A 26,945-nucleotide genomic window follows, 5' to 3' on the forward strand; every position below is an offset into this window, starting at 1 on the left:
CGCACCCCAGGCAAGCGACGTCAGCTGCGCCTATGCCAACCCCGATGGCAGCCTGCGGTACCTAGGCACCGAGACCGGAGCCGTCACCCTCGACGGCTGCGGAACCGGCTTGGCGGTCATCGAATTCGACGGGTCGGTCACACCGCCGGACGAAAACGGGGTGCGCCTCGACGAAGCGAGTTTCCGAATCGTGGCAGCCAAGGGTGCCGACGGTATGCAAGGCGTCTCAGGCGAGGGAACATCGCGGTCGGTGATCTATCAGGACAACAGTTCTGACGGCATCGCCACCGGGACAGCGCACTGCCCTCATCCTGTCGGCTAAACGCGCTGCTGCTGCTGCTGCTGCCGCCGCTGCCCGGCCGATCGGTGGTTGCGATGAATTTCTTTGAGAAACAGCCCTATTGCGGTTACCGCAGTGCCCGTCCGGAGTCCGTCGGTTATGTCGAAGCAGTGCCCGGCATCGGGCAGTTCGAGGAAACAAACCGGGGCCAGCGACGTCGACCTCAAGTTGTCCACGAATGCCCGTGCGCGCTCTACCGGGACGAACCGATCCGCCGTGCCGTGCACGACCAGAAAAGGCGGGGCGTCGGGTCGTACTCGCGCGATCGGCGAGGCGTTCCTGAACAGGTGCGGGTGGTGCTTGCTGGGCTTGCCCACCACAACCCGTTCGAGGAACTGCACGACACCCTTGTCCTGCCTGGTGGACACGTCTTGCCAGTCATAGCGACCATAGAGGGCGATCACCGCGTCGACCGAGCCGTCACCCTTCGACTCGGCACTGTAGTCGGGATCGTCGTGCGCCAGCGCGGTTAGCGCGGCCAGGTGTGCGCCCGACGAAGCCCCGGCGATCGCGACGAAGCCAGGGTCACCGCCGAACTGATCAATGTTGGCTCGGACCCATTCGACGGCCATCCGGACATCGTGGATGGGCCGGGGCCATCGGTGCCCCGGGCCTGCGCGGTGGTCGATCGCCACGCACACCCACCCTTGCTCGGCAAGGTGTGACATCAGCGCGTAACCCTGCAGTCTGCGCTTCCCGTACACCCATGCGCCGCCGGGCACGAAGATCAGCACCGGCGCCGGGCCGGTCATGAGGTCCTTGCGCCGCCAGATGTCGAGCACGTGCTCGGGCTCGTCGCCGTAGGGCAGCGCGCAGCGGTGGAGGTAGCGCTGGCGCTGCGCCGCGGCACGCAACACCGGCTGGATTCTCTCCGGCGCAGGCCAATCGATCTGCAGCCGGCCCGGCGGCACAACGTCCTGCAGCGCCGTGCTCACGCCGCTGACCAGCCTCGCCCAGTCCTCACGTTGCTCTGGCGCCTGCTGGGCCGTCGGTAGGCGATCGAACGTCCAGCAGATGACATCGAGCGCCAACCGGCAGCTCGACGAAAGGGACGGCAGTGGAGTCAGCCGCCGCAGCTGGTCTATGACCACCGCCGAAACGGCGAAAGGGTTGCTCGCCGAAGCCAGGCGCTGCAACCGACGGGGGCGAAGCCAATGTGCGGCTCGCATCAGCCGAGTCGGCGTCGTGCTATCAGTTGACACCATGTCGGAAGATTAGCCTCTGCGATGTGGTAATCAAGCGTTGATGCAAGAGTGGTGACAAAGTGACCGCTTCTGAATCATTTTGGGCGAGCGGGATTTCCAGTCAGTGGAATATTCCTGCGTACCGCTGTGCGCCCGTGCTAGATGACAGCAGCGGAAGTCGATCGCGGCAGCGCAGACTGCTATCGGCGCCAAGCTTCTAGGGACGGTGGACAGATGAGCGGCACAGCGGCGGACAACGTTGCAATCTTCCACGTCCGCGGTTCGGTGCCGAACCTACTTCAACAGCAGCCTCGAAGGGTTCGCAACCCGGTTCAGGAACGGACAGATGAGACCGGATTGGTCAACGACCCCGAGGTGGCGAAGATGATGGGAACCACCTCGCGGACCTCGCCTTACGGACCGTGGTCCATGGATGCGGCGATCTCCACCGTGGCGCAAGCCAATCTCGCCGAACGGACCGGCCCGGCCGCCCGCTGATGAGACACCGGACCGACTACCGGCTCCTGGAGGCGCCGATGACACCGGTCGCATGCACGCATTGCGGCGCCGAGGTTCTCGCGCGCAAGAGCAGCTGGGAGCAGACCAGCGTGCAGTGGAGCGCACAGGCACTGTCGCGGTGTCCGCACCGGCACGACTTCAGCACCGCGTCACCGAGTGCGGATCCGGTGTGTCTGGGTTGCCCTTACCTGCGCGATTCCATCGTCGCCGCAGCCGCGCAGGGACGTCTGCCGGTTCTCGACCAGTCCGGCCTCGGGAGAGCCGACCCGACCGGATAGCGTACCGGTTGGCGCCGACTAACGGCCTTTCGCTGCAAAGACTATGGCGAGCAAAGGATTTCATGCTCACCGCAACCCGCTCATCGACGGAGCCAAGCAGCGGCCCCATGGATCGAATCTGACTCGGATCTGGAGAGGCCGCAGCCGATCGCGTCGAACGTCACCGGCCCTTTGGGTTGACCCGCAGAACCGTGCCGACGCCGGCGTGGTCTCGGACCGGCAGCCGATCGCCGTCATCGGCTCCTGCCGGTTTCCACTCACCGGTAACGGCCACACTCACCGGCGATCTTCCTTGGTAGACCGTTCATCACCTATGGGAGACCAATTGTCAGCAACCACTTTTCGCGGGCGAGGCACCCCGGTTCTTCGCCGAGCACGGTGGGACCTACCACGGTGGGACCTACCCGAGTCGCCGCGGCGACCCGCGTCGGAGAGTGGCCCTGCCGCTGACTTGCCCACACGGATGCGGCGGGAGTCGAGGGCTCATGACAGTTAGCAGCACGCGTCGCAGCTTGCTCGCCGTCACCTCGAGGCACGATCCCTCCAAGCCGATGCAGGCTATCGGGGGATTCTTTATGATGTCCGCGGATTCGGTGCGGTTTCTGTTCCGGCGGCCGTTTCAGCGGCGGGAATTCTTGGATCAGGCGTGGTTCGTGGCCCGTGTTTCACTGGTCCCTACGCTGCTGGTGGCAATCCCGCTCACGGTGTTGGTCAGTTTCACCCTCAACGTCTTGCTGCGCGAGCTCGGTGCCGCGGACCTGAGCGGTGCCGGTGCGGCATTCGGCGCCGTCACCCAGGTGGGGCCGGTGGTCACCGTCCTGGTCATAGCGGGTGCGGGGGCCACGGCCATGTGCGCGGATCTCGGCTCGCGCACTATTCGCGAAGAAATCTCGGCGTTGGAGGTCTTGGGTATCGACCCGGTGCGGCGCCTGGTCACGCCCCGCATGCTGGCATCGGGTTTGGTTGCCCTTCTGTTGAACAGCGTGGTCATCATCGTCGGAGTGGTCGGCGGTTACCTTTTCTCGGTCTTTGTCCAAGACGTAAACCCCGGTGCGTTCGCCGCGGGCATCACCGTCTTGACCGGTCTCCCAGACTTGCTCATCTCAGGTGTCAAGGCCGCTCTGTTCGGGTTCATCGCCGGGCTGGTGGCCTGTTACCGCGGCCTCATCATCACCGGCGGAGGTGCCAAGGCCGTCGGCAACGCGGTCAACGAGACCGTGGTATACGCGTTCATAGCGCTGTTCGTGGTCAATGTCGTCGTAACCGCCATCGGCGTCCAGCTCACCAGCAAGTAGCGGGGCCGACTATGACGCAGCACGCTGTCTACCCACGGATCACCCGATTCCTGCGCAGGCCCATCGGCGTTCCGCGCAAGCTGGGCGACCAGATCCGGTTCTACGCCACGGCGATGGCGGGGGTGCCGTTCGCGGTCGTCCGTTACCGGGTGGAGGTTATCCGACTCATCGCCGAAATCAGCATGGGTACAGGAGTTTTGGCGATGATCGGCGGAACGGTGGTCATCGTCGGCTTCCTGACTCTGGCATCCGGCGGCACGCTGGCGGTGCAAGGGTTCACCTCCTTGGGCAACATCGGCATCGAGGCGCTGACGGGATTCTTGGCGGCGTTTATCAACGTACGCATCGTCGCCCCAGTCGTGGCGGGAATCGGGTTGGCGGCCACGTTCGGGGCGGGCGTGACCGCCCAACTGGGTTCGATGCGGATCGCCGAAGAGATCGACGCGCTGGAGGTGATGGCCATCCGCTCGGTCCCGTTCTTGGTCAGCAGCAGGATCGCGGCCGGGATGATCGCGGTCGTGCCGTTGTATGCGTTCGCCGTCATCCTGTCGTTCTTTGCCAGCAAGTTCGTGACCGTGTCGCTGTTCGGCCAGTCCGGCGGCCTCTACGAACACTACTTCACAACATTCTTGAACCCGATCGACTTGTTGTGGTCCTTCCTGCAGGCCATCTTGATCGCGCTGGCAATCCTGCTGGTGCACACCTACTTCGGCTATTTCACCACGGGCGGTCCGTCCGGCGTGGGTATCGCGGTAGGCGGCTCAGTGCGGACCTCGCTGGTCGTCGTGGTAACCCTGACATTGCTTGTGTCTCTTGCGGTTTACGGCTCCAGCGGCAACTTCCACCTGTCGGGCTAGGGGAGTCCGATGAAACGGGATTTGGTGTCGCCGGTGCTGGGGTGGGTGGCGATTCTCTTGATTTCGGCGCTAGTCGCCGTGTCTCTGGCTTTGTTTCAGGGCAGTTTCACCCCGGCAGTGCCGGTTACCGTGGTATCGCCGCGAGCCGGCCTCGTGATGAATGTCGACGCCAGGGTGAAGATGCGCGGGGTCGAGGTCGGCAAGGTCGACTACATCGAGGCCCTGCCGGACGGGCAAGCCGCGCTACATCTGGCGATGAATCCCGCACAGCTGCACTTGATTCCGGCTAATGTGCTGGTGGATATCGCGTCGACAACGGTATTCGGCGCCAAGTACGTACAGCTGATGCCTCCAGCCGATCCCTCGCCGCAGTCGCTGCGCGCGGGGGCGGTGCTCGACGCCCGGAACGTCACGGTGGAGATCAACACGGTTTTCCAGCAACTCACGGCCCTGCTGGCGAAAATAGAACCCGAGAAACTCAACGAGAGTCTGGGTGCCATCGCCAGCGCGCTGCACGGCCGTGCCGACAAGCTGGGCCAGGCGCTCGTCGACTTCGACACGTTTCTCGCCACGGTGGAGCCCAGTCTGCCCGCCCTTGCACACGATCTCACCGTGGCGCCCGGCGTGTTGAACGCATACGCCGACGCCGGGCCCGACCTGGTCAGGATCGCGGCCAACGCGACACGGATAAGCCAGACGGTCGTGGACGAACAACAAAACCTGGATGCGCTATTGCTGAGTGCGATCGGTCTGGCCGACATCGGTAACGACGTTCTGGCGGCCAATAGGCAGCCGCTCACGGACGCGTTGGCACTGTTGCTGCCAACCACCGATTTGACCAACCAATACCACGCCGCGCTCACCTGCGGGCTCGGAGGCATCATTCCGTTGCAGAGCGGCCCGCCGTCGCCGGTGCCGGGGCAGGTCAACACGACCTCGTTCGTGTTGGGCGTCGAACGGTACCGCTACCCGAAAGACCTGCCCAAGGTCGCGGCTACCGGTGGTCCGCAGTGCACGGACCTGCCGAACGTGCCGTACGGGAAGCGGGTGCCGTTCGTGGTGACCGACAACGGCTCGAACCCGTGGCAATACGGGAACCAGGGCCTTCTGCTGAATTCCAACCGCCTCAAACAGTGGTTGTTCGGACCCATCGACGGGCCGGCGAGAAACACCGGACAGGTGGGGGAACCGGGATGACGGGTACCGGGTATGCGACGTTGGCCAAGTTCACGGCGTTTGTCGCTGTGACGGCGGCGTTCTCGGTCTTTCTCTTCATGGTCTTTGGTCAGTACCGGACCGGCGCTACCACCGGCTATTCGGCCGTCTTCGCCGACGTATCGCGACTCAAGCCCGGCGATTCCGTGCGGGTCGCCGGCATCCGGGTGGGCACGGTCAACGGCGTCTCACTGCGCCGGGACGAGAAGGTCGTCGTGGAATTCGATGCCGAGCCGGGCATCGTGCTGACAGACGGGACCCGGGCCGTCGTTCGCTACCTCAATCTGGTGGGCGATCGTTACCTCGAGCTGGTCGACGGTCCCGGGTCGACGAGGAAACTGTCGGCCGGATCCGAGATTCCATTCGATCGGACGGCGCCGGCGCTTGACCTCGACCTGCTACTGGGCGGGCTGAAACCCGTGACCCAAGGCCTGAACCCGCAGGACGTGAACGCTCTCACCACGTCCCTCGTGCAGATCCTGCAGGGCGAAGGCGGCACCTTGGAGTCGTTGCTGTCGAAGACCTCGTCCTTTGCCAACGCGATGGCCGACAACAACCGAGTGATCGAGCAGCTCATCGACAATCTGAACACGGTGGTCGCCACGCTCGCAAAGGACGGCCAGCAATTCTCGGGCACGATCGACCGTCTGGAACGGCTCGTCACCGCCCTGTCGGCCGACCGCGATCCGATCGGCGCCGCAATCGATTCGCTTCGCAACGGCACCGCGTCTTTGGCCGAGCTGTTGACTAACTCGCGGCGGCCGCTGGCCGGCACCGTGGAGCAACTGAATCGGGTTGCGCCCCTTCTCGACAAAGACAAACAGCTGCTGGACATCGCGCTGCAAAAACTCCCGGAGGATTACCGCAAGCTGGTGCGGACCGGTTCCTATGGATCGTTCATCAACTACTACATATGCGGGTTCTCCTTCCGGGTCACCGATCTTCAGGGCCGTACCGCCGTTTTCCCATGGTTCAAGCAAGACACAGGAAGGTGCGCTGAACCCTGATGCTCAGATACCACGGCCGCAAGCTGATCCGCGCCGGATTCATGGGCGCGATGTTGGTGGTGCTCCTCATCGCCGTCGGGCTTCAGCCCAAGCAACTGCTCGCGTTGGCGACGTCGATCAGATACGGGGCTCTGTTCGACGACGCAGCCGGAATCGGGCCGGGCAACGCCGTGACGATCTCGGGATTCAAGGTCGGAACGGTCTCTTGCATCTCGTTGCGTAACGGCGAGGCGCTGGTGACTTTCACGGTCAATAGCGCCCATCCGCTGGGGTTGCAGAGCACTGCCCACATCCGGACCGGGACGATCTTGGGCGCGCGGGTGCTCACCGTGCAATCGGAGGGCAGCGGCACGTTGCGACCCAACGCCGTCATACCGGCTTCACGCACCTCGTCGCCCTACGCGCTGACGGAGGCGCTCAGTGACCTCACGACCGACGTCGCCGGCACCAATACCGAAACGCTCAACCAGTCTCTGGACACCCTGTCGGCGACCATCGACGAAATCGCACCCCAGCTGGCGCCGACCTTCGATGGACTGACCCGACTCTCCCGCAGCCTCAACGGGCGCAACGGTACCCTGCGTGACTTGCTCAAGTCCGCCGGCGATGTGACCGGAATCCTGTCCCAACGCAGCCAACAGCTCAACACGTTGATCCTCAATGCCAACGACCTGTTGGCCGTGCTGGTGGAGCGCCGCCGGACCATTGTCATCTTGCTGGCCAACACGTCTGCGGTGGCGAAGAATCTCTCCGGGCTGGTGGCCGACAACGAAAAGAAACTCGCCCCGACGTTGGCCAAGCTGAACTCGGTCATAGCGGTCCTGGAAAGAAACCGCGACAACATCGGCAAGGCCTTGCCCGGGTTGGCGAAATACGAAATCACTCAGGGCGAGACCGTCAACAGCGGGTTCTACTACAACGCGTTCATCCCCAATCTCATCCCAGGACCCGTGCTTCAGCCGTTCCTCGACTACGCCTTTGGCTTCCGCAGGGGCGTCAACGCCGGGCAGCCACCGGACAACGCGGGGCCGCGTGCGGAGATCCCCTTCCCCGCCAACGGAATTCCGGGAGGTTCGCGATGACTGGGCGTCGCGGCCTCGCCGCCGCGCTGGCGGTCCTGCTCGTCGGACTTCTCATCGGCGGCGCCGCAGTGCTCGGCTGGGACGCGTTCTTTCGCCCTAAGACGATCACTGCCTACTTCTCCACCACGACGTCGATCTACCCGGGCGACGAGGTGCGCGTCGCCGGCGTCAAGGTCGGCACCATAGCGTCCATCGAACCGCAAGGGCGACAGGCGAAGCTGGTCATGCACGTCGATCGCGATGTGCCCGTGCCAGCCGACGCCAAGGCGGTGATCGTCGCACCGAACCTCGTCGCGTCGCGCTACGTCCAGCTGGCACCGGCCTATCGGTCGAGCGGCCCGACGATGCGCGATGGTGCCGTGATTCCCCTGGAGAGGACCGCGGTGCCCGTCGAGTGGGATCAGGTCAAGGCACAGCTGATGAGACTGGCGACCGACCTGGGGCCCAGCAGCGCCGTCTCCACCACGTCGGTCGGACGTTTCATCGACAGCGCTGCCAACGCCTTGGACGGTAACGGCGCCAAGCTGCGGGAGACCATCGCGCAACTGTCCGGGGTGGGCCGCATTCTGGCGAGCGGCAGCGGCAACATTGCCGACATCATCAAGAACTTGCAGACGTTCGTCACTGCGCTGCGCGACAGCAGCAGCCAGATCGTCTCTTTCCAGAACCGGTTCGCCACCCTGACCAGCGTGCTCGACGAGGGCAAGTCTGACCTGGATGCAGCCCTGAAGGATCTATCGGTTGCCGTGGGCGAGGTGCAGCGGTTCATCGCGGAAACCCGAGACCAGACCGTTGAGGCGATCCAACGGTTGACGAACGTGACGCAAAACCTCGTTGACCATCAGCATGATCTCGAACAGGTTCTGCACATCGCGCCCACGGCGTTCGCGAACGCCTACAACGTCTACAACCCCGACACCGGCAGCGCTCTGGGGGCATTCGCGCTGACCAATTTCTCCAACCCCGTGCAGCTGGTGTGTTCGGCCATCGGCGCGGTCGGAAACGCGACCGCCCCCGAAACGGCGAAGCTATGCGGCCAGTACCTCGGCCCCGTGCTGCGACTGCTGAACTTCAACGAGCTGCCGTTACCGTTCAATGCATACCTGATGAAGTCGGCCAGCCCGGAGAACATCATCTATTCCGAGCCGAACCTGGCCCCCGGGGGGACCGGGCCAAAACCGGCTGCACCCGAGATTCCGCCGATTGTGTCGGCATACACAGGACTGAACAACGATGTTCAGCCGCCACCGGGATACGGTCTGCCTCCTGCGGAGGGCCCGGGTCCGACCGCGCCCGATCACTTGCCGGCGGCTCCATCGCCGGCGCTGTACCCGGGCGCACCCGTTCCCGCACCGCCGGCGTCCAACCAGGCAACGCCCGCGCCGCCGCCCCGGAGTCTGCCCGATATGCTGCTGCCCGCAGAGGGGCCCTCATGACCGCCTGGCACAAGGCGGCGGCAGCCGTGGCGACCGGCTGCTGCGTCATGCTGACCGGCACAAGCTGCGCGTTCCAGGGGGTCAACGCACTGCCGTTGCCCGGCGCCGTTGGCCGCGGGTCCGGCGCCACCACCTACCACGTCGAGGTCGCCAACGTTGGCCGGCTGGAGTCGAACTCGCCGGTGATGATCGACGACGTCGTGGTGGGCAGCGTGGGCAAGATGACGGTGAAGGGATGGCACGCCATTGTCGACGTGTCGGTGAAACCCGATGTGGTGGTGCCGGTCAACGCGGTAGCCGCCGTCGGTCAGACCAGCCTGCTGGGGTCAATGCATGTGGAACTGGCCCCGCCGCCCGGGGAGGCGGCGCGCGGGAGGCTCGCACCCGGCAGCACGATTCCGCTGAACAAATCCTCGACCTACCCGTCGACCGAGCAGACCTTGGCGTCGCTGTCGCTGGTGGTCAACGCCGGGGGATTGGGGCAGATCGGCGACATCATCCACGACTTCAACGCGGTTCTGTCAGGACGGCAAGGGCAGATCAGAGATCTGCTGGGTCGCCTGGACAGCTTCGTGGGGACGCTCGACCAACAGCGCGACAACATCATTGCATCGATTCAGGGGCTGAACCGGCTCGCCGACATACTGGCGGGGCAGCGCGATGTCCTCACCGACGCGCTGCGCAAACTACCGCCCGCGCTGGAGGTGCTCATCACGGAGCGACCGCGCCTCATCGAGGCACTCAACAGACTGCGCGTGTTCAGTGACACCGCCACAGGCGTGGTCAACGACACCGAGGCGGACCTCGTGAAAAATCTGGAGAACTTGGAGCCGACGATCCGTGCGCTTGCCGACGTCGGTCCGGATCTGGTCACGGCACTGGCCGGTGCGCCGATCTTCCCGTACACCCAGGTTTATATCGACAGGGCGTATCGGGGCGACTACGTGAACCTCTTCATCATCTTCGACTTCACCATTCCCCGACTCAAACGTTCGCTGCTGATGGGAACCCGCTGGGGCGAGGAGGGCGCTCAGCTGGTACCGGCACCTGGGGACCCGTGGTATTTGAACTACTCTTACGATCCGCTCGGCGCCCCGTTCGCGGTGCCGCCACCCGACGGCGCCGCGCCAACGGGCCCCGCCGGTTCGCCGCCACCTGCCGCCGCACCGGGAATCGGATCGCCGGTCAGCCCTGCGGTATCGCCGCCGGAGCTCGCGCCCTTAGACGAGGGTGGTCGCTGATGATCACCCGCTTCATCCGTATCCAGCTGGCGATCTTCGCCACTGTGGGCACCTTTGCCGTGGCCATGATGACCTTCAACTACATCCAGGCGCCGACGCTGCTGGGCATCGGTCGTATCACCGTGACGGTGGAACTGCCCGCTGCCGGCGGGCTCTACCGTTTCAGCAACGTGACCTATCGCGGTGTGCGGGTCGGCAAGGTCACCGCGGTCGCGTTGACACCTCGTGGTGCGAACGCGACGCTCTCTCTCGGGACATCGCCAAAAATCCCGGCCAACCTGACCGCCGAGGTGCGCAGCGTCTCGGCAGTGGGCGAACAATTCATGGACTTGCAGCCGCGCACCGACTCCGCGCCGTACCTGCGGGACGGCTCGGTTATCCCGATGAGCGATACCAGAATCCCGCAACCGGTGGGTCCCATGCTGGATCAGGTGAGCGCGCTGGTTGACAGCATCCCGAAGAACAAGCTCAACGCGTTGCTCGACGAGTCGTTCAAGGGCCTCAACGGGGCAGGTTACGACCTCGGGTCGCTGTTCGACTCCACGGCCACGCTCTCGGGCGATCTGACGCCCCTGGCGGGCCGCACCCGCGCCCTGGTCGAGGACAGCGGTCCGCTACTGGACTCACAAGCCCAGACGACCGACGCCATCAGGATTTGGGCGCGCAGCTTGGCAGGGGTTACCGAGCAGGTGGTGAGCGACGACGATCAGCTGCGCACGCTTTTGCGGGAGGGGCCCGGAGCCCTCGACGAGGTTTCTCGGCTCCTCAACCAAGTCAAACCGACGCTGCCGGTATTGCTTGCCAACCTCACGACAATCGGCAGGATCGCCGTGACGTATCACGCCGGCTTGGAGCAGCTGCTGGTGTTGCTGCCTCCCTATGCCGCGAGCATTCAGACCTACGGCCTGGGAAGAAACAATCCCTACGGCTTTGCTATGGGCGATTTCACCCTCACGGTGAGCGATGGGCCGGCATGCACCGTCGGCTTCCTGCCGCCGTCTTCGTGGCGATCTCCGGCGGATACCACCACGATCGATACTCCCGACGGCCTCTACTGCAAGCTCCCGCAGGATTCACCGCTCGGAGTTCGCGGCGCCCGCAACTACCCATGTATGGGAAAGCCGGGAAAGCGCGCGCCGACCGTCGAGATCTGCGACAGCGACAAGCCGTACGAACCGTTGGCAATGCGCCAACATGCGCTCGGCCCCTATCCGATCGACCCGAATCTGCTCGCGCAGGGCATCCCTCCGGATGATCGAGTTACGTTCGGGGGCAACATCTTCGGGCCGGTGGAGGGGACACCGCTGCCGCCGGGTGCTGCCCCGGCGGGAACGCCACCCGGGGAACCTTCGCCGCCGGCCTCACCCCCCGCACCCGAGAGCGCGACTCCGCCGCCTGCGCCGTCGCCGGCGGCGGGGCCCGTAGGTGCTTTGGCACCCGCGTCCGCACGATCGTCGGCGACCGGCGGCCCAACGCCGGGTCCGTCGGTGGCTATCGCGCAGTACAACCCGGTGACGGGTCAGTACGTCACCCCGAGTGGCCAAGTCTTTACCCAGTCGGACCTGGTGGCGCCGCATGGGGCACGGACATGGAGAGACTTCTTCCCGACATAGGCCGCAGGATCAACAGGGCAGTCGGTCAGCCCGCCTTGACCAACCTGAAGGGCAAGGTGATCTGAAGCGCCTTACTGATGCCGCAGGCGCCACTGATCCCGGTCGTCTCATCGAAGCCGGCCAGGGTGGTCGACCCGGGAACGACGTAGGCGTCCGGCCCGGCCGACCAGAATTTGTAGATCTGCATCCCATCGGCAGCCGTACCGTCGGAACACGGCTCCCATTTCGGCACGATCCGCTTGACGTACCACAGATTGCTCTTCTTGTAGATGGTTGCCGTCCATCCCTGGTCGCTCGTCACGGTGCCCGTGCACTCGGTGGGATAGCTACACGTAGTCGTGACCGTCCACGTGCTTGTTACCGTCGCCTCGTCGTGGAACACCTCGTTGGTATTGGCCCAGTCGCCGTTCGACGTGGCGACATAGCGGCCGTTGAGGCCCCAGTCGTCTGCCTGAGCCGGTGATGCACCACCCAGCCCTGCCGCCAGCACGGCAGCCGTAGATGCGGCTGCCGCCGCCACACGAGATACACGCATCGCCTGCCCCTGAACGTCGGGACCGCCCACCGGCGGGACGCGCGGTTGCGGGTCCGCCGGGATCATCCTGTCAGCGCACCCGCCCCGGTGAGTCGATTCGTCCACTCACCGATACGGGGTCCGGGTGATATTTCCACTACGCGGAATACCGCAGCGGGCTCGTGAGTTCCGTCACCTACGTTGACTGCTGACGGTCTGCCGCAAGGCAATTCGCCGTGGTTCTTCGTTGGTGCGCCGACCGGGCACGGCCTAGAACGAGTACCGACTATCGGCGCAGCACGCGGAATGGACAGGAGGTCGCGATGCCGTCCGGCAAGCATCCTCTCCCGACGCTGGAGGATCTCCGGCTCGATGGGCAAGTGGGCGAGTTCGACAGTGAGGCGATAGCCGGCGACACGCTTGCCCTCGCCGAAGAGGCGGAGGCAGAAGCCGTCGCGGCCGAAGCTCGCGCCGCCGCCGCGCTGGCTCGCGCACGTGCGATCCGGCTGCGCCGGGCTGCCGAGACCGCCCAGCGCAGCAGTATCGGGGAGCTTGCTGCCACGGAGCCCACTGAACTTGCGGTTATCGATGACACCGATGACGCGACGGTCGCGGACACCGATGCCACCGCAAGCGAAGACGTCGTTCAGGAGGAGGTGCGCTCAGCTCGGTGGCGCCGGTCACGGCCGCGCTGGTTGCGCCGTCCGCCGTGGCGGGCGGTCGCCGTCGCGCTCGCCGTCATTTGCACCTGCGCGTTGCTCGCGGCCAGCGGTTACATGGCCTGGTATCACCAGCAGGCCCTGCGTCGCCAGCAGCACACCGCGGAGTTCGTGGCGGCCGCTCGCCAGGGCGTGGTGGCGTTGTTCTCCATCGACCACGACAAGGCGAAGGAGGACGTGCGCCGCATCCTCGACAACTCAACCGGCCAGTTCAAGGAAGACTTCCAGCGCGAGGCCAAGGACTTCACCCAGGCGGCGCAGGACGCCAAGGTCGTCACCGAGGGCACGGTGCAAGCCGCGGCCGTCGAATCGATGACGGATGACTCCGCCGTCGTGCTGGTCTCAGCCACCTCGACCGTCACCAACGCGGCCGGCGCCAAACAAGATCCCCGGCCATGGCGGCTCAGTGTGAACGTGTCCCGAGACGGCGACCGGGTCAAGATTTCGAAAGTCGAGTTCGTACCGTGACCACCGAGCATGTGAAGACCCATGACGTGGACGAAGAGCGCGACCACGGTTCCGACATCGACGAGCCGCACGCCGACGATTCCGGCGAGACACTCGCCGAGACGGGCGACACAAGGGCAGACGGCGTACGGGCGGACGGTGCGCGATTCGTCCTTGTCCGCCGGGTCATGTCACACCGGCGTCTACTGACCGTGGGTCTGCTGCTGGTGACCTCGGCCTGCGTGGCCGCCGGGTTGTACTTCACCCAGTATCGGCCCGACCGTGAGACCGATGACGCGGCAGCCAAGGCAGCCGCCGCCGCGGCCGCGGAAGGCACCGTGTCGCTGCTGTCGTATGGGCCGGACAGCCTGGACCGCGACCTGGCAGCGGCCAAGTTGCACCTGACGGGTGACTTTCTCACCTACTACAGCAAGTTCAGCGACCAGATCGTCGCGCCGGCGGCGGAGCAGAAAGCGGTGAAGACGACCGCGTCGGTGGTGCGCACGGCCGTCTCGCAGCTGCGCCCCGACTCAGCCAAGGTCGTGGTCTTTCTCAATCAGACCACGATCAGCACAACCAAACCCGAACCGACCCAGACGTCCAGCAGCGTCGTGGTCAGCCTGACCAAGGTCAACGGCACCTGGCTGATCTCGGCCTTCGACCCGGTGTAGCCGTGGCCCACCGATCCGGTCGGCGAGCGAACCCGCGGAGGACGAGATTGCCGTGAAGCGACTCAACGGCTGGGATGCGATGCTGCTTTACAGCGAGACCGCCAACATTCCCGGTCACACCCTCAAGATCATCGTCATCGATGCCCGCAACTTCGACGGTGACTTCACATTCGAGTTGTTCCGCGACTGGCTGCGGGGCAGACTGCCGGTGCTGGACCCCTTGCGCTACCGACTCGTCGAGGTGCCATTCAAGCTGCACCATCCGGTCTGGCTGCAGGATAGCGAGGTCGACCTCGACTACCACCTGCGCCGCGTGCGGCTACCCAGTCCCGGCGGGCGGCGGGAGCTGGACCAGGTCATCGGTGACATCGCGAGCGGTCTTCTGGACCGTGGCCGTCCGCTGTGGGAGATCCACTTCGTCGAGGGCATGGCCGACCACCGGTTCGCGATCGTGCTGAAGCTGCACCACTCACTGGCCGACGGCGTGGCGGCAGCGAACTTGATCGCACGTGCCCTGAATCCGGGCCATGACGGCGAGCATCAAGACGACGTGGATGCCGGCGCAGTGCAACCCACGACCGGCCAATTGCTGCGCGCGGCGGCACGAGACCATCTGCGCCAAGTCGAGAGTCTTCCCGGCCTGGTCCGGGGAACGGCGCAGGGCGTGTCGCGACTGCAGCGGCGCGCCAAGGAACGTGGTGAGCTGCCGGAGCTCGCCCCCTCCTTCCGGGCGCCGAAGACCTTCATCAACCATCCGGTCTCCGCGGGGCGGCGGTTTGCCACAGCGACCCTGTCGCTCACGGATTTCAAACAGACCAGCAAGCATCTCGGGACAACGCTCAACGACCTGGTGCTCGCCGTGGCGGCAGGCGCATTGCGGCAGTTGCTGTTGCGCTATGGCGGTCGCGCCGACCAGCCGATCATCGCATCGGTGCCGACGAGCCTGGATGCCTCGCCGGACCGACTGTCGGGCAACGAGCTGAGCGCCATGAACCTGTCGTTGCCGGTTCATATCGACGATCCGTTGGAAAGGGTGCGGCTGACATCGGTGGCCACCACGATCGCAAAGGAAGACATCCGGCTGCTCGGGCCCACGGTGCTCGAATCCTGGGTGGCGTATCTACCGCCGGCACTGTCCCCGCCGTGGTACCGGTGGCGGTCCAGGCGGGAGGCCAGGCACAAGCTGCTGAACCTGCCGGTCTCGAACGTTCCCGGGCCTCGTGCACGGGGAACCATCGCCGGCGCGATTGCAAGCGAGATCTATTCGGTGGGACCGCTTGTAGCCGGGTGCGCGATGAACATCACGGTGTGGAGTTACGTGGATCAGCTCAACGTGTCGGTGCTCACCGACGACCAGACACTTAACGATCCGCATGAGGCGACCGACGCGATCGTCGACGCGTTCGTGGACATCCGCAGGGCGGCAGGACTTTCCACGGAGATGACGGAACTCGTCAGCTGCATGGCGCCCGCCCACGCAACCAGTTGACCGGGGCGTCGGCACGCTGCGCCGCGTCACTGTCAGCGGCTGCCCCCACCTTGCTGATACGTCTCGATGATTGCCTTGCGTGCCGATCTCCAGGTGAGGCCTAAGTCGGCCAGGGTTCGTGAATCGTCGGTGGGGATCGCCGCGGTAACTAGTTGCGCCGCTTCATAACTGAAGGTGCTTCCGATGGGCAGCACCCGGTTGACCAGGTCGCCGATTCGTCCCATCGCGCGGAACACGGCCGGGCTCACCGGGATGCGTCGCAGGCGGCGTCCGGCGCCTTCTTCGATGGCGGAGATGATGTCGTCAAAGGTCATCAATTCGCCGCCACAGACGTAGCGGCGGGGTCCCAGCCCGGGTCGCATGAGGGCGACGTGCACGTCTGCTACGTCGCGCACATCGATTATCGGCATGGCGGCGTTGCTCATGCGCGGCGCCACGCCGTAGCGAATCATTATCTCCCAACCCTGTTCGCTGATACCCGCCGCCGTGAAAAACGCCGGGCCCACCACACTGGACGGGTAGGTGACCACGACCGGAGCGCCATCGCTCTGCATCGCTCGGGCGACCCGGTCCGCGTACGCCTTGGTTTTCGCGTACGCCGACCGGCCCGCTGCCGTCGGGGTTTCCGGACCGATCGTGTCTCCCGGCGGCGGAAACAACGCAGTGTAGCTACTAACCAACACGATCGGGTCGAAGCCGCGCTCATGTGCGAGCCGCAGCACCGATTCCGTTGCTTTGGCATTGATCTGCCACATCAGCTTCTCTTGCCGATTGTCGGTACCGACGACGCCGGCCGCGTGCACCAAGGCGTCACAGCCGTCAAGTAATTCGGCTACGGCCTCGGTGTCACGGACGTCGCCTTCTACCGGCGTCAGGTCACCCAGATCGGACAGCCGCCGCAGCAGCTCGTCATGCCCCCTGTCTGCCCGGAACTGTAGGCGGATACGGTGCCCGGCCGCGAGCAACGCCCGGGCGGTGTGGGCACCGACGTATCCGGTTCCCCCGGTCACAGCAATCTGCACTGATGTCCTTTCTTTGCTTTGCATGGGCCGTCTTCCGTTGTAGCACCGAGCCGACGAGGCGACCGACCGGTGTTTCGCTGACTAGCAGGGGCTGCCGTCAGCAACGATGCGCCGCCAGGGCAAAGTCGACAGCCTCAGCGAAGGTCAGCGATTCACCCTCTCGACGGGCTGCGTCATATTCGGTCGTTCCGAGCGCTTCGCGCGCAAGTTCTTCGCACTTGCGGTGGTGGTCCATCAGGTCGGGGAACTTCAGCATCGCAGTGCCGACGGCACTGAACATCGACTCGGCGGCACTCATCAACACGACGGCATAGCGCGCGCCGCCGTCTTCCATCGCTATCCATGCCAGCGCCTCCAGGCATGCTGCCGCCACGCGCGCATCGTTGGTCGACTGCGCCAGTTGCAAACCCTCCCTGAGCCGGTTGCCCGCTTCTTCACGCTCATTCAGCCGCCATTTTGCAACCCCGATTGACCACAAGGCGTTTGTCCGATACACCGATTCGCCATGCGACACCGAAAGCGCAAGCGCTTTCTCATACCACGGCAGCGCCCGCTCCGGACTGCCGCGCAGCTCGTGGGCCCAGCCGAGGTTCATCAACCCCACGGAGAGCACATTGAGATCGCTGGTCGCCTGGATTGCCGGCTCCAAGGTGGTCAGCGCACGTTCGAGGTCCCCCTCGAGCAGGGCGGTGAACCCGTCCGCGATGAGGACGTAGGCGTGGGCGGAGGGGTCGGTCAGCTGTTCGACCAGCGCTCGAGCCTCGGTCACCCGCGCCCGCGCCGCCGACATGTCGCCCAGCACCGCGGCCAGGATAGTAGCCGCATACAGCGCCTTGGCGCGACCTGTGGTGTTGTCGGGCGGCGCGTCACGAAGCGCGCGGTCAAGCAACCGGCGTCCCTCGCTGAACAGCCCACGGGTCGTCCAGAACGGGACCAGCGCCGCTGCCGTCTGCAGCGCCGTCACGCCACCCTGAGACAGACTGAAGTCGAGCGCTTCGCGCAGGTTCGGCAACTCCGCCTCCACCCGGTGGAACCACCACAGTTGACGCGGACTGAACCACTCCGCTTCCGCGCCGACGACCAACTTGTGGTACCAGTTGTGGTGCCGTTGACGCAGTTCGTGATATCCGCTGGTTTGCTCGATCTTCTCCAGGCCGAACGCGCGCAATGTCTGCAGTAACCGGAAGCGGACAACGCCGCCCGCGCCGATTCGCACCAGAATCGACTTGTCGACCAACGAGGACAACAGGTCGACAAGCTGGTCAGCATCGAGTCCGGTGCCGCAGATGTCTTCGGCCGCATCAAGTTCGAAACTCCCGGCGAAAACCGAAAGCCGTTCCCACAGCTGCCGTTCGGCAGCCGTACAGAGGTCATAGCTCCAAGCGATGCTCCAACTCAGGTTCCGCTGGCGGGCCGGAGCGTGACGGCGGCCGCTGCTCAACAAGGTGTATCGGGAGGACAGCCGGTCCAGGATCTGCTTGGGCGTCATCGCCTTCAGCCGCGCCGTTGCGAGCTCGATGCCCAACGGCAGGCCGTCAAGCCGCGCGCAGATCCGCGCCACAATGTCTTTGTTCTCCTGGTTTAGTTCGAAACCCGGTACCGCGGCGGCAGCGCGGTCGGCGAACAGCGCCACCGCGTCATATCCGGAAAGTCCATGCAGCGTGGGCTCGGATTCCACGTCCGGACAGGCCAGCGGCAATAACGGCAGCACGGATTCCCCTGCAATGGCGAGGGGTTCGCGGCTCGTCGCCAAGATTTGAACATTCGCGCAGACTCGCAAGACCGATTCGACGAACGTAGCGACGGCATCGATCACCTGCTCACAGTTGTCGAGTACGAGCAGCAACTCACTGGAAGACAAGAACTCGATCACCACGTCGCGCAACGGTCGGCCCGGCTTGTCGCGTAGACCCAAAGCCGCGGCCACCACGTCGATCAGCAACGACGGGTCACGTAACTCATCTAACGTGACCAGCCAGGCCCCATCGCGGAATTTCGTTCTCACCTCGGCGGCGGCTCGAAGGGCCAGACGAGTCTTGCCCACACCACCGATGCCCGTCAGCGTCGCCAAACGAGACCGAGCCAACATTTCCTTCAGGCGCCGCAAATCGGTGCTGCGGCCGACAAAACTGGTCAGGTCGAGCGGAAGGTTGCCCGGAGCACGTTCGCTGCCAACGCTTTCCGCTGGCCTTTGCGTTGACGGCGGGACGCGCAACGCCATCTGGTCAACGGGCAAGCCGTGATTGCGCTGGATCTGCTGCAGCTCCTCCCCTAACTCGACCACGGATGGGCGATCCCGCCGATCGCGCGACATCGCGCTTGCGACGGCCGCCGCAACGTCAGCTGGGACAGCGCTATCCCGCAGATCGGGCGCGGCCTCGGAGGCGATCCGCAAGAACTGCGTCACCACCTGCTCGCCGCTGCGGCGTTCGAAGGCCGCGTGCCCGGTGAGTGCGCAGAACAGGGTGGCTCCCAATCCGTATACGTCAGATGCAGTCGTCGGCGCCTCGCCCCCGAGAACCTCCGGGGCGGTGAATGCGGGCGATCCGGTAAACGTGCCGCTGGCGGTGCTAAACCCGCCGGGAATGTGCGCGATGCCGAAATCGGTCAAAGCGGGCTCGCCGTAGTCGGTCAACAGAATATTGCCGGGTTTGACATCGCGGTGCAGCACGCCGATGAGATGCGCGGTCTGCAGGGCGCCGGCCATCTTGATTCCCAGCCGCAACACCTCCTGCAACGGCAGTGGACCGTGCCGGCGGATCCGGTTGTCGAGCGAACCACGGTTGTGGTACTCCATCACCAAAAACGGTTGGCCGCTTTCGGTTTCACCGACCCTCAGCACGGCGACGATGTTGGGGTGGTCGCTCAGCCGGCCCATGGCGCGTTGCTCGCGAATGAACCGCTGCCGATCGGCATCCAGCTCGCCAGTCAGGACCTTTACCGCGACGACGCGGTCCAGGGCGGTCTCGGTGCATCGATACACGATTCCGAAACCGCCGCGGCCGATTTCCTCGGCATCTGCCAGCCCGACGGCACGCAATTCCGCGGCGACGGCAAATGCTACGTCGCGCTGTGTCTTGGACGGATCCCTGGCCATTCACCGCTTCCTTGCGATGGGCCCAGCATAAGCCAGGGTCAGTTGCGGCCGCCCGGGGTCAAGGTTGTTCGCTCGTCGCCAGGCCGGCCAGGGCCCTCAGCTCGCGACGCACGATCTTGCCGGTGCTGCTGCGGGGCAGCTCGTCGATGAAGACGATGTCGCGGGGAACTTTGAAGTTGGCCAAGTTGTCGCGGACATGCTGCTTGAGTTGGTCCGCGGTCGCCGAGGCCCCGTGTTCGAGGACGACCAACGCCGTTAGCCGCTGGCCGAACTGCTGGTCGTCTACGCCGATCACGGCCGCTTCGGCGACGGCCGGATGGGCCGCGAGCATCCTCTCCACCTCGATCGGGTAGACGTTCTCGCCCCCCGATACGATCATCTCGTCATCGCGGCCCACGACGAAAAGCCGCCCGGCCGCGTCGAGGTAACCCAAGTCGCCCGAGGCCATGAAGCCATCGTGGAAATCCTTGGTGGCGCCGGAGGTGTAGCCATCGAACTGGGTGGTGTTGCGCACGAAGATCTGACCTACCGTCCCGGTCGGCGCGTCCCAGAGCTTCTCGTCGAGAATGCGGATGTGGGTGCCTTCGACCGGTCTACCGGCGGTTTCGGGGGCCGCGCGCAAGTCCTCGGGCGCGGCCCGTGCCACCATGCCGACCTCGGTGGCGTTGTAGTTGTTGTAGACGATGTCGCCGAACCGGTCCATAAACGCGGTCACCACGTCGGGCCGCATGCGTGAACCCGAGGCGGCGGCAAAGCGCAGTGTGCGACAGTCGTAGCGATTGCGCACCTCCTCGGGAAGATCCATGATGCGGTCCAGCATCACCGGTACCACGCCAAGGCCGGTCGCCCGGTGCCGCTCGATGAGCTCAAGGGTGGCCTCGGCGTCGAACTTGCGACGGGTGACCACGGTGCAGGTCATCATCGCCGAGAAAACCAACTGGAAAAATCCCCAGGCGTGAAACATAGGGGCCACCACGACGGTGGTCTCCTCGGCCCGCCACGGTGCCGCTTTCAGAATGGCCAGCAAGGCCTCCGCGCCGCCGCCGGATCGCTTGGCGCCCTTCGGTGTTCCGGTGGTACCCGCGGTCAGCATTATCAGCTTGCCCTTGCTTAGACGCCTGGGCCGCTGACCGAGGTGGGCCGAGATCAGCTTCTCGACCGTGAGGCCATCCGCTGACAGCTCATCCGTCCAGGCGAAGATCCGAGTGGCGTCTGGATTGCCGGCCAGCGCCAGATGCACTGCGGCGGTGAACTCTTCGTCGTAGATGACGATGTCCACTTTCTCTCGCATGACCACCTCGGCCAGCGCTGGTCCTGCGAATGACGTGTTCATCAGCACCACGTCGGCACCGCTTCGGGTGGCACCGACGAGCGATTCGACGAAGCCGCGGTGGTTGCGGCACATGATTCCCACCGTCTTCGGAGCGGCTTGGCCACCCGAGAGTGCTTGCAGCGCCGACGCAACGGCATCGGACCGCTCGTCCAGTTGACGCCATGTCAGCACGCCCAGTTCATCGACCAGTCCCGGGCGATCCGGGCAGCGCCGCGCCGCGATCGCGAAGCCGACTGTCTCCGTTGCCCCTTCGCGCCGCGCTGCCGCGAGGATCCGAAAGTACTTGTCCGGCCTCAGCGGGGCGATCAGCCGCGCCCGCCGCATCGTTCGGGCCAGTTCCCGGCCCTGCTTCATCCGGTCCAGCATCGCCACCACCTAACCGAGCACCGGAAATCGACGCTCACTTGCCAGCCGGTCGAGAGCTGTCTGCATCACTGACCGCACGTGTGTGTCGACCTCTTCGACATCGGGGTTGGGGCCGAATCGATCGGCGATGTCGATCGGCTCCAGCACCTGTGTGACGATCTTGGTCGGCAGCGGCAGGTTGAGCGGGAGCACGACGTTGAGACCGAACGGAAACCCGAAGGTTATCGGCATGGACTGGGTGCCGAGCAGCCGCTTGAATCCCAGCCGCTTCGCCAGCCATTCGCCCCGCCCGAGGTACAACTGGTTCTCTTGGGCGCCGATCGATACCATCGGCACGATCGGAACCCCAGCCTCCAGCGCCGTGCTGACGTAGCCTTTTCGTCCCGCGAAGTCGATCTTGTTGGCCGACCAGCTGGGTCGGTAGGCGTCGTGATCCCCACCGGGAAAGACGACCACGACGCCACCCGATCGCAGCGCCTCGGCGGCGTTGTCGCGGGTGGCGCGGATGACTCCGGCCCGGACGAGCACATCGCGGGTCCGGCTCTTGAAAAGGATGTCGTTGGCAAGGGTGTACACGGGGCGGTCATACCCCAGCTTGTCGTAATAGTCCGTGGCAAACACCAGCACGTCCACCGCGTACAGCCCGCCGGAATGGTTCGACACCACGAGGACGCCGCCCGGTGGAAGGGCCTGCAGTCCACGCACTTCCGCGCGGAACCAGCGTTTGAGGAGCGGCCCGATCACCCCGATCAGGCGTTCAGTGAATTCGGGGTCCCATTTTGCGATCTCGGTTCGACCCATATCCGTTGCAGGCATGCGCATCTCCTCGTCGGCACAGACTAGGAGCTGGAACGCACGAGGAGGCCGGCGTTTTCTGCTGAGCGGACGGCGGCTCCCCAACGCCGGCCGTCTGCACCTCAATATCGCAGAGTCGAGTCGACGGCGACAGCCGCTGGCGACCCGCTTAGGCGAAACGACGTCGACGACGCAAGCACACGAGAGGGACCACCGACATGTCGATCTTCCTGAGCAAAGGGTCCACGGTCATTGTCCAGGGCATCACCGGCAGCGCGGGCAGCAACCACACCGCTCGGATGCTTCAGGCCGGTACCCGGATTGTCGGCGGTGTCAACGCCCGCAAAGCCGGCACCACTGTCACCCAGGTGGACAAGGACGGCAATGACGTCGAATTGCCGGTGTTCGGAACCGTTGCCGAGGCGATGGAAGAAACCGGCGCGGACGTCTCCGTCGCGTTTGTACCGCCCGCGGCCGCCAAGGACGCGATCATCGAGGCCAGCGACGCCGAAATTCGACTGCTGGTGGTGATCACCGAGGGAATCCCCGTTCAGGACATGACATATGCCTGGGCCTACAACATGCACAAGGGCGGCAAGACGCGAATCATCGGGCCGAACAGCCCGGGCGTGATCACACCCGGGCAAGCGCTCGCCGGGATCATCCCCGCCAACATCACCGGGCCGGGCCCGATCGGGCTGGTGTCCAGGTCCGGCACGCTTACTTACCAGATGATGTACGAACTAAGGGATTTCGGCCTATCGACCTGTGTCGGTATCGGGGGTGATCCCTTGATCGGCACCACGCACATCGATGCGATTGCGGCGTTCGCCAAGGACCCGGACACCGCGCTTATCGTGATGATCGGAGAAATCGGCGGTGATGCCGAGGAACGTGCGGCCGATTACATCAAGGCCCACGTGTCCAAGCCGGTAGTCGGCTACGTTGCCGGTTTCACTGCCCCTGAGGGAAGGACGATGGGTCATGCAGGTGCGATCGTGTCTGGTTCGTCCGGCACGGCAGCCGCGAAGAAGGAGGCTCTCGAGGCGGCCGGGGTCAAAGTCGGCAAGACGCCTTCAAAGACGGCGTCGTTGGTGCGCGAAATCCTGCAAAGCAGCTAGCCAGTGCCAGGTCAGGCATCGACCCGCACGTCAGTGCGACGCGATGCCGGCAGCCTGTTCGAGCGCTTGCAGCTCGGGCTCGACGGCGTCGGCGAGTTCGTCGATGTCATCGGCGATCTCCGGCGTGGTGGCGATACCGAAGTCGACCCAGTCGCGGTAACTGAAGCAGGTGATGTTCAGGCCGACGTCCAACGTCACGGGGCCGATTGGGATCATGCGCTCGACGACCGCGCCCGCGAGGTAGAGGGGGAAGTCCGGCCCGGGCACATTGGAGATCACGACGTTGTTGGGGACCAGGGTTCCGCTGAGATGGCTGGCGGCATAGGCGCGGGCAGCCAACGACACCAGACCCGGTGGCGCCACCTCGGACATCCCGATGATCTGGTGCGCCGTAAGCGCCTTGGCCATCTCCTTCGCGCCCTGGGTACTCGTGTGGATGCTCCTCAGCCGGTCGGCCGAGTCGGCGACGTCGGTGGCCAGGCGGACTTGCATGGCGCTGACTTGGTTGCCGAGCTGCCTGCTGTCACTCCGCGTGGAGACCGGAACTTGGGCCACCAGTGACCGCTCGGGAAGTTCGCCGCGGTCTTGCAGGTAGCGCCGTATCGCGCCGGACGCGACCGCAAGGAGCACGTCGTTGACCTTCACCTCGAATGCGCTCTTGATGGCCTTGACGCGAGCCAGTTCCACTCTGCTTCCGGTGAAGCGGCGGTTCGGCGAAATCGGGGTGTTGAACCGCGTTTTCGGCGCGTCGAAGTATCCGGGCGGTTTGTTGGCCAGTCCCCTCACTGCCAGCTGCTGGCGAACGGTCTGCTCGGCGACGCGCATCACCCGGTAAGGCGTCATGACCGCGACGTTCACGAGTCCACCGAGGAGTCGTCGCTCGAAGCGGGGGATGTCGTCGTCGATCGGTGATTGGTTGCCCTCGGCGGCCGGCGGTCGGGGTTCGGGCGTGATATCCATCATGATCTCACCGATCCCGGCGCCCGATTCGCCGTCGACCAGCGCGTGATGCATCTTAGAAAGCAGGGCTACCCGCCCGTGTTCGACCCCTTCGATGAACCACATCTCCCACGGCGGCCTGCTGCGGTCGAGTTTGTAGGACAAGAGACGCCCGGTGAGCTCTTCGAGTTCCTTGCGGCCGCCGGGAGGCGGCACAGCGATCCGTCGAATGTGGAAGTCGATGGCGAACCCCGAATCGTCAACGATCCAGGGCCGGTCCAGGCCCAGCGGCGCGTCGACCACCCGACAGCGTAGCCGCGGCATCGCCGGCAACCGCGCCGCGGCGAGATCGCGAACCGCGTCGAATGAAAAGCCGGGGGCTTCGGTGGGATCGCAAATCGTCAAGGCGCCTATGTGCATGTGCCAGCTCGGGGTCTCCGAGTACCAAATGGCGGCGTCAAGGCTGGACAATCGCGACATGGCGGCAGCGTAGAGCGCTCGCCGGCGGTCAGCGCGTGATGTTGCCACCCACCGGTATAAGGGTCCCGCGGGCCTCGACCGGGAATCGATACTGGCCCCCATGGCAGAGGTCGACGTCGAGCTCGCGCCGATCGGGGCGGTGCAGCGGACACGCGTCGGCCGCACCGCGACCGAGCCGCTGCGCGAGGACATCCGGTTGCTCGCCGGCATCCTCGGCGACACGATTCGTGAGCAGGACGGGGACGAGGTGTTCGGCCTCGTCGAGCGGGCTCGGTCCGAGTCATTTCGAGTGGGCCGCTCCGAGCTCGATCGCGCCGGGCTGGCGCGCATGTTCGACGGCATGGACATCCGGCAGGCGATCCCCCTGATCCGCGCGCTGACGCAGTTCTCGCTGTTGGCCAATGTCGCCGAGGACATTCACCGCGAGCGCCGTCGCGCACTGCACGTGCACGCGGGGGAGCCACCGCAGGACAGCAGCCTGGCCGCCACCTGCCGGAAACTACGCGCCGCCAATCTGCAGTCGTCGACGGTAGCCGAGGCGCTGACCGATGCGCTGGTGTCGCCGGTGATGACCGCCCATCCGACCGAGACGCGCCGCCGCACAGTATTCGATGCCCAGCGGGACATTACCGAGCTGATGCGGCTGCGGCTGCACGGCCAGACGGAGACGCCCGACGGCCGCGACGTCGAGCAGGAATTGCGCCGGCACGTGTTGACCTTGTGGCAGACGGCGCTCGTCCGGCCACGGCGGTTGAGGATCCGGGACGAGATCGAGATGGGGCTGCAGTACTACCATGCAGCCTTCTTGCAGGTGGTTCCGAAGGTCAACGCTGAGGTACGGGCGATGGTGAAAGCGCTGTGGCCCGATGCGCAGCTGCTCGGCCAACCTCTCCTACGGCTCGGCTCGTGGATCGGCGGCGATCGCGACGGCAATCCGAATGTGACTGCCGGCGCGGTGCGTTTGGCCACCAGCAGTGCCGCTTACACCGCCCTCGCTCATTATTTCGTCGAGCTGGCGGCGCTCGAACGAGAGCTGTCGATGTCCGCACAGCTGGTGACCATCACCGATCATCTTGGCGTGCTGGCCGACGGTTGCGACGACCCGGCACGGATCGACGAGCCGTACCGGCGGGCGGTGCGGGTGGTCCGTGCGCGACTCACCGCGACCGTGTCGCGAATCCTGGACCGACAGACCGAGTTCCAGCTCGACCTCGCTCTGCCGCCCTACCGGACATCCGCCGATCTGCTGGCCGATCTGGACGCCATCGATGCGTCGCTGCGTGCCAACGGCAGCGTGCTGCTGGCCGAGGATCGGCTGTCCCGGCTGCGGGAGGCGGTGCGCACGTTCGGTTTTCACCTGTGTGGCCTGGACATGCGGCAGAACTCGGATGTGCACGAAGAGGTCGTCGCCGAGCTGCTGGCGTGGGCCGGTGTGCATCTTGACTACTCGTCACTGTGCGAGCCAGACCGCGTCGAGCTGCTGGCCGCCGAACTGGCCACTCGCAGGCCGCTGATCCGGGATGGGGCACAACTGTCGGAGCTGGCCCGCAACGAGCTGGACATCCTCGCGGCCGCGGCGTGGGCGATCGACTTGTTCGGGCCGCAGGCGGTGCCCAACTACGTCATCTCGATGTGCCGATCGGTGTCGGACATGCTGGAGGCCGCGATCCTGCTGAAGGAGGTCGGGCTGCTGGACCCGTCCGGCGACGAGCCGAGATGCCCGGTGGGAATTGTGCCGCTGTTCGAGACGATCGACGACCTGCAGCGCGGGCCGTCGATCCTGGAGGCCGTTCTGCACTTGCCGCTGTACCGCGCGCTGGTGGACTCGCGCGGGGGGAGCCAGGAGGTGATGCTCGGCTATTCCGACTCGAACAAGGACGGCGGT

Annotated in this window: 23 protein-coding genes; 16 read left to right on the forward strand and 7 right to left on the reverse strand. The window is 65.2% G+C overall.

The genetic code is table 11. The features are described from left to right. On the forward strand, positions 1-322 hold a 322-nt coding region (locus ACLP9N_RS05270), incomplete at its 5' end, for a hypothetical protein (protein ID WP_442406392.1). Here ACLP9N_RS05270 and ACLP9N_RS05275 read toward each other — a convergent pair. After that, entirely contained in the window at positions 319-1,545 is a 1,227-nt protein-coding gene (locus ACLP9N_RS05275; RefSeq protein WP_442406393.1) for an alpha/beta fold hydrolase, read from the reverse strand. The two genes, ACLP9N_RS05270 and ACLP9N_RS05275, sit on opposite strands and share 4 nt — an antisense overlap. A 213-nt stretch (positions 1,546-1,758) precedes the next feature. Here ACLP9N_RS05275 and ACLP9N_RS05280 point away from each other — a divergent pair, with 213 nt between their 5' ends. The 10 genes from ACLP9N_RS05280 (at position 1,759) to ACLP9N_RS05325 (ending at position 12,067) form a co-directional block, all read left to right on the forward strand. Beyond that, positions 1,759-2,022, forward strand: a complete 264-nt coding sequence (locus tag ACLP9N_RS05280) for a hypothetical protein (protein WP_442406394.1) — start codon at positions 1,759-1,761, stop codon at positions 2,020-2,022. Further along, positions 2,022-2,321, forward strand: a complete 300-nt coding sequence (locus tag ACLP9N_RS05285; protein ID WP_442406395.1) for a ferredoxin — start codon at positions 2,022-2,024, stop codon at positions 2,319-2,321. The genes ACLP9N_RS05280 and ACLP9N_RS05285 overlap by 1 nt, the downstream gene beginning before the upstream one ends. A 485-nt stretch (positions 2,322-2,806) precedes the next feature. Beyond that, a complete protein-coding gene (locus ACLP9N_RS05290) occupies positions 2,807-3,616 on the forward strand; it encodes an MlaE family ABC transporter permease (protein WP_442406396.1) in 810 nt (269 codons plus the stop codon). A gap of 11 nt (positions 3,617-3,627) precedes the next feature. Beyond that, complete coding sequence (locus tag ACLP9N_RS05295; protein WP_442406397.1) at positions 3,628-4,473, forward strand: ABC transporter permease; 846 nt, start codon at positions 3,628-3,630, stop codon at positions 4,471-4,473. A 9-nt stretch (positions 4,474-4,482) separates the two neighbouring features. Continuing rightward, positions 4,483-5,670 (forward strand): MCE family protein, encoded by a 1,188-nt coding sequence (locus ACLP9N_RS05300; RefSeq protein WP_442406398.1) that lies wholly within the window; start codon positions 4,483-4,485, stop codon positions 5,668-5,670. Beyond that, positions 5,667-6,695, forward strand: coding sequence for an MCE family protein (locus ACLP9N_RS05305; RefSeq protein ID WP_442406399.1), 1,029 nt, complete (start codon positions 5,667-5,669; stop codon positions 6,693-6,695). The genes ACLP9N_RS05300 and ACLP9N_RS05305 overlap by 4 nt, the downstream gene beginning before the upstream one ends. Beyond that, positions 6,695-7,777: an MCE family protein gene (locus ACLP9N_RS05310; protein ID WP_442406400.1), complete on the forward strand. Its 1,083-nt coding sequence runs from the start codon at positions 6,695-6,697 to the stop codon at positions 7,775-7,777. Before ACLP9N_RS05305 ends, ACLP9N_RS05310 begins: the two co-directional genes overlap by 1 nt. Next, entirely contained in the window at positions 7,774-9,213 is a 1,440-nt protein-coding gene (locus tag ACLP9N_RS05315; protein ID WP_442406401.1) for an MCE family protein, read from the forward strand. Before ACLP9N_RS05310 ends, ACLP9N_RS05315 begins: the two co-directional genes overlap by 4 nt. Then, positions 9,210-10,454 (forward strand): MCE family protein, encoded by a 1,245-nt coding sequence (locus ACLP9N_RS05320; protein ID WP_442406402.1) that lies wholly within the window; start codon positions 9,210-9,212, stop codon positions 10,452-10,454. Before ACLP9N_RS05315 ends, ACLP9N_RS05320 begins: the two co-directional genes overlap by 4 nt. After that, positions 10,454-12,067 carry an MCE family protein gene (locus ACLP9N_RS05325; RefSeq protein ID WP_442406403.1) on the forward strand — a complete coding sequence of 538 codons (1,614 nt, stop codon included), beginning with the start codon at positions 10,454-10,456 and terminating at the stop codon, positions 12,065-12,067. Before ACLP9N_RS05320 ends, ACLP9N_RS05325 begins: the two co-directional genes overlap by 1 nt. Before the next feature lie 25 nt (positions 12,068-12,092). Here ACLP9N_RS05325 and ACLP9N_RS05330 read toward each other — a convergent pair whose 3' ends face one another. After that, positions 12,093-12,602, reverse strand: coding sequence for a hypothetical protein (locus ACLP9N_RS05330; RefSeq protein ID WP_442406404.1), 510 nt, complete (start codon positions 12,600-12,602; stop codon positions 12,093-12,095). Positions 12,603-12,904: 302 nt separating this feature from the next. Between ACLP9N_RS05330 and ACLP9N_RS05335 the strand changes: the two genes are divergently transcribed. From ACLP9N_RS05335 to ACLP9N_RS05345, 3 genes are read left to right on the forward strand one after another with little or no spacing between them, the layout of a single operon-like run. Beyond that, entirely contained in the window at positions 12,905-13,768 is an 864-nt protein-coding gene (locus tag ACLP9N_RS05335; protein WP_442406405.1) for a hypothetical protein, read from the forward strand. Then, a complete protein-coding gene (locus ACLP9N_RS05340) occupies positions 13,765-14,418 on the forward strand; it encodes a twin-arginine translocation pathway signal (RefSeq protein ID WP_442406406.1) in 654 nt (217 codons plus the stop codon). Before ACLP9N_RS05335 ends, ACLP9N_RS05340 begins: the two co-directional genes overlap by 4 nt. A 52-nt stretch (positions 14,419-14,470) precedes the next feature. Beyond that, positions 14,471-15,907: a WS/DGAT/MGAT family O-acyltransferase gene (locus ACLP9N_RS05345; protein WP_442406407.1), complete on the forward strand. Its 1,437-nt coding sequence runs from the start codon at positions 14,471-14,473 to the stop codon at positions 15,905-15,907. Positions 15,908-15,939: 32 nt separating this feature from the next. On the opposite strand, the gene ACLP9N_RS05350 is transcribed toward ACLP9N_RS05345, so the two are convergent. From ACLP9N_RS05350 to ACLP9N_RS05365, 4 genes are all read right to left on the reverse strand, one after another. Continuing rightward, complete coding sequence (locus ACLP9N_RS05350) at positions 15,940-16,929, reverse strand: NAD-dependent epimerase/dehydratase family protein (RefSeq protein WP_442406408.1); 990 nt, start codon at positions 16,927-16,929, stop codon at positions 15,940-15,942. 97 nt (positions 16,930-17,026) lie between these two features. Continuing rightward, complete coding sequence (locus ACLP9N_RS05355) at positions 17,027-20,026, reverse strand: protein kinase domain-containing protein (protein WP_442406409.1); 3,000 nt, start codon at positions 20,024-20,026, stop codon at positions 17,027-17,029. A gap of 58 nt (positions 20,027-20,084) precedes the next feature. Then, the gene (gene fadD12, locus ACLP9N_RS05360) at positions 20,085-21,725 is read right to left on the reverse strand and encodes an acyl-CoA ligase FadD12 (protein ID WP_442406410.1); all 1,641 of its coding nucleotides are present in this window, start codon (positions 21,723-21,725) and stop codon (positions 20,085-20,087) included. 9 nt (positions 21,726-21,734) lie between these two features. After that, a complete protein-coding gene (locus ACLP9N_RS05365) occupies positions 21,735-22,541 on the reverse strand; it encodes a 1-acyl-sn-glycerol-3-phosphate acyltransferase (protein WP_442406411.1) in 807 nt (268 codons plus the stop codon). A 197-nt stretch (positions 22,542-22,738) separates the two neighbouring features. Between ACLP9N_RS05365 and sucD the strand changes: the two genes are divergently transcribed. After that, entirely contained in the window at positions 22,739-23,641 is a 903-nt protein-coding gene (gene sucD / locus ACLP9N_RS05370; protein ID WP_442406412.1) for a succinate--CoA ligase subunit alpha, read from the forward strand. Positions 23,642-23,671: 30 nt separating this feature from the next. On the opposite strand, the gene ACLP9N_RS05375 is transcribed toward sucD, so the two are convergent. Next, on the reverse strand, positions 23,672-25,060 hold the full coding sequence (locus ACLP9N_RS05375; protein WP_442406413.1) for a WS/DGAT/MGAT family O-acyltransferase: 1,389 nt from the start codon (positions 25,058-25,060) through the stop codon (positions 23,672-23,674). Positions 25,061-25,160: 100 nt separating this feature from the next. On the opposite strand from ACLP9N_RS05375, the gene ACLP9N_RS05380 reads away from it, so the two are divergent. Further along, a partial coding sequence (locus tag ACLP9N_RS05380; protein WP_442406414.1) for a phosphoenolpyruvate carboxylase occupies positions 25,161-26,945 on the forward strand: 1,785 nt, incomplete at its 3' end.

It is taken from the genome of Mycobacterium sp. (assembly GCF_052144515.1).
GTDB lineage: Bacteria > Actinomycetota > Actinomycetes > Mycobacteriales > Mycobacteriaceae > Mycobacterium.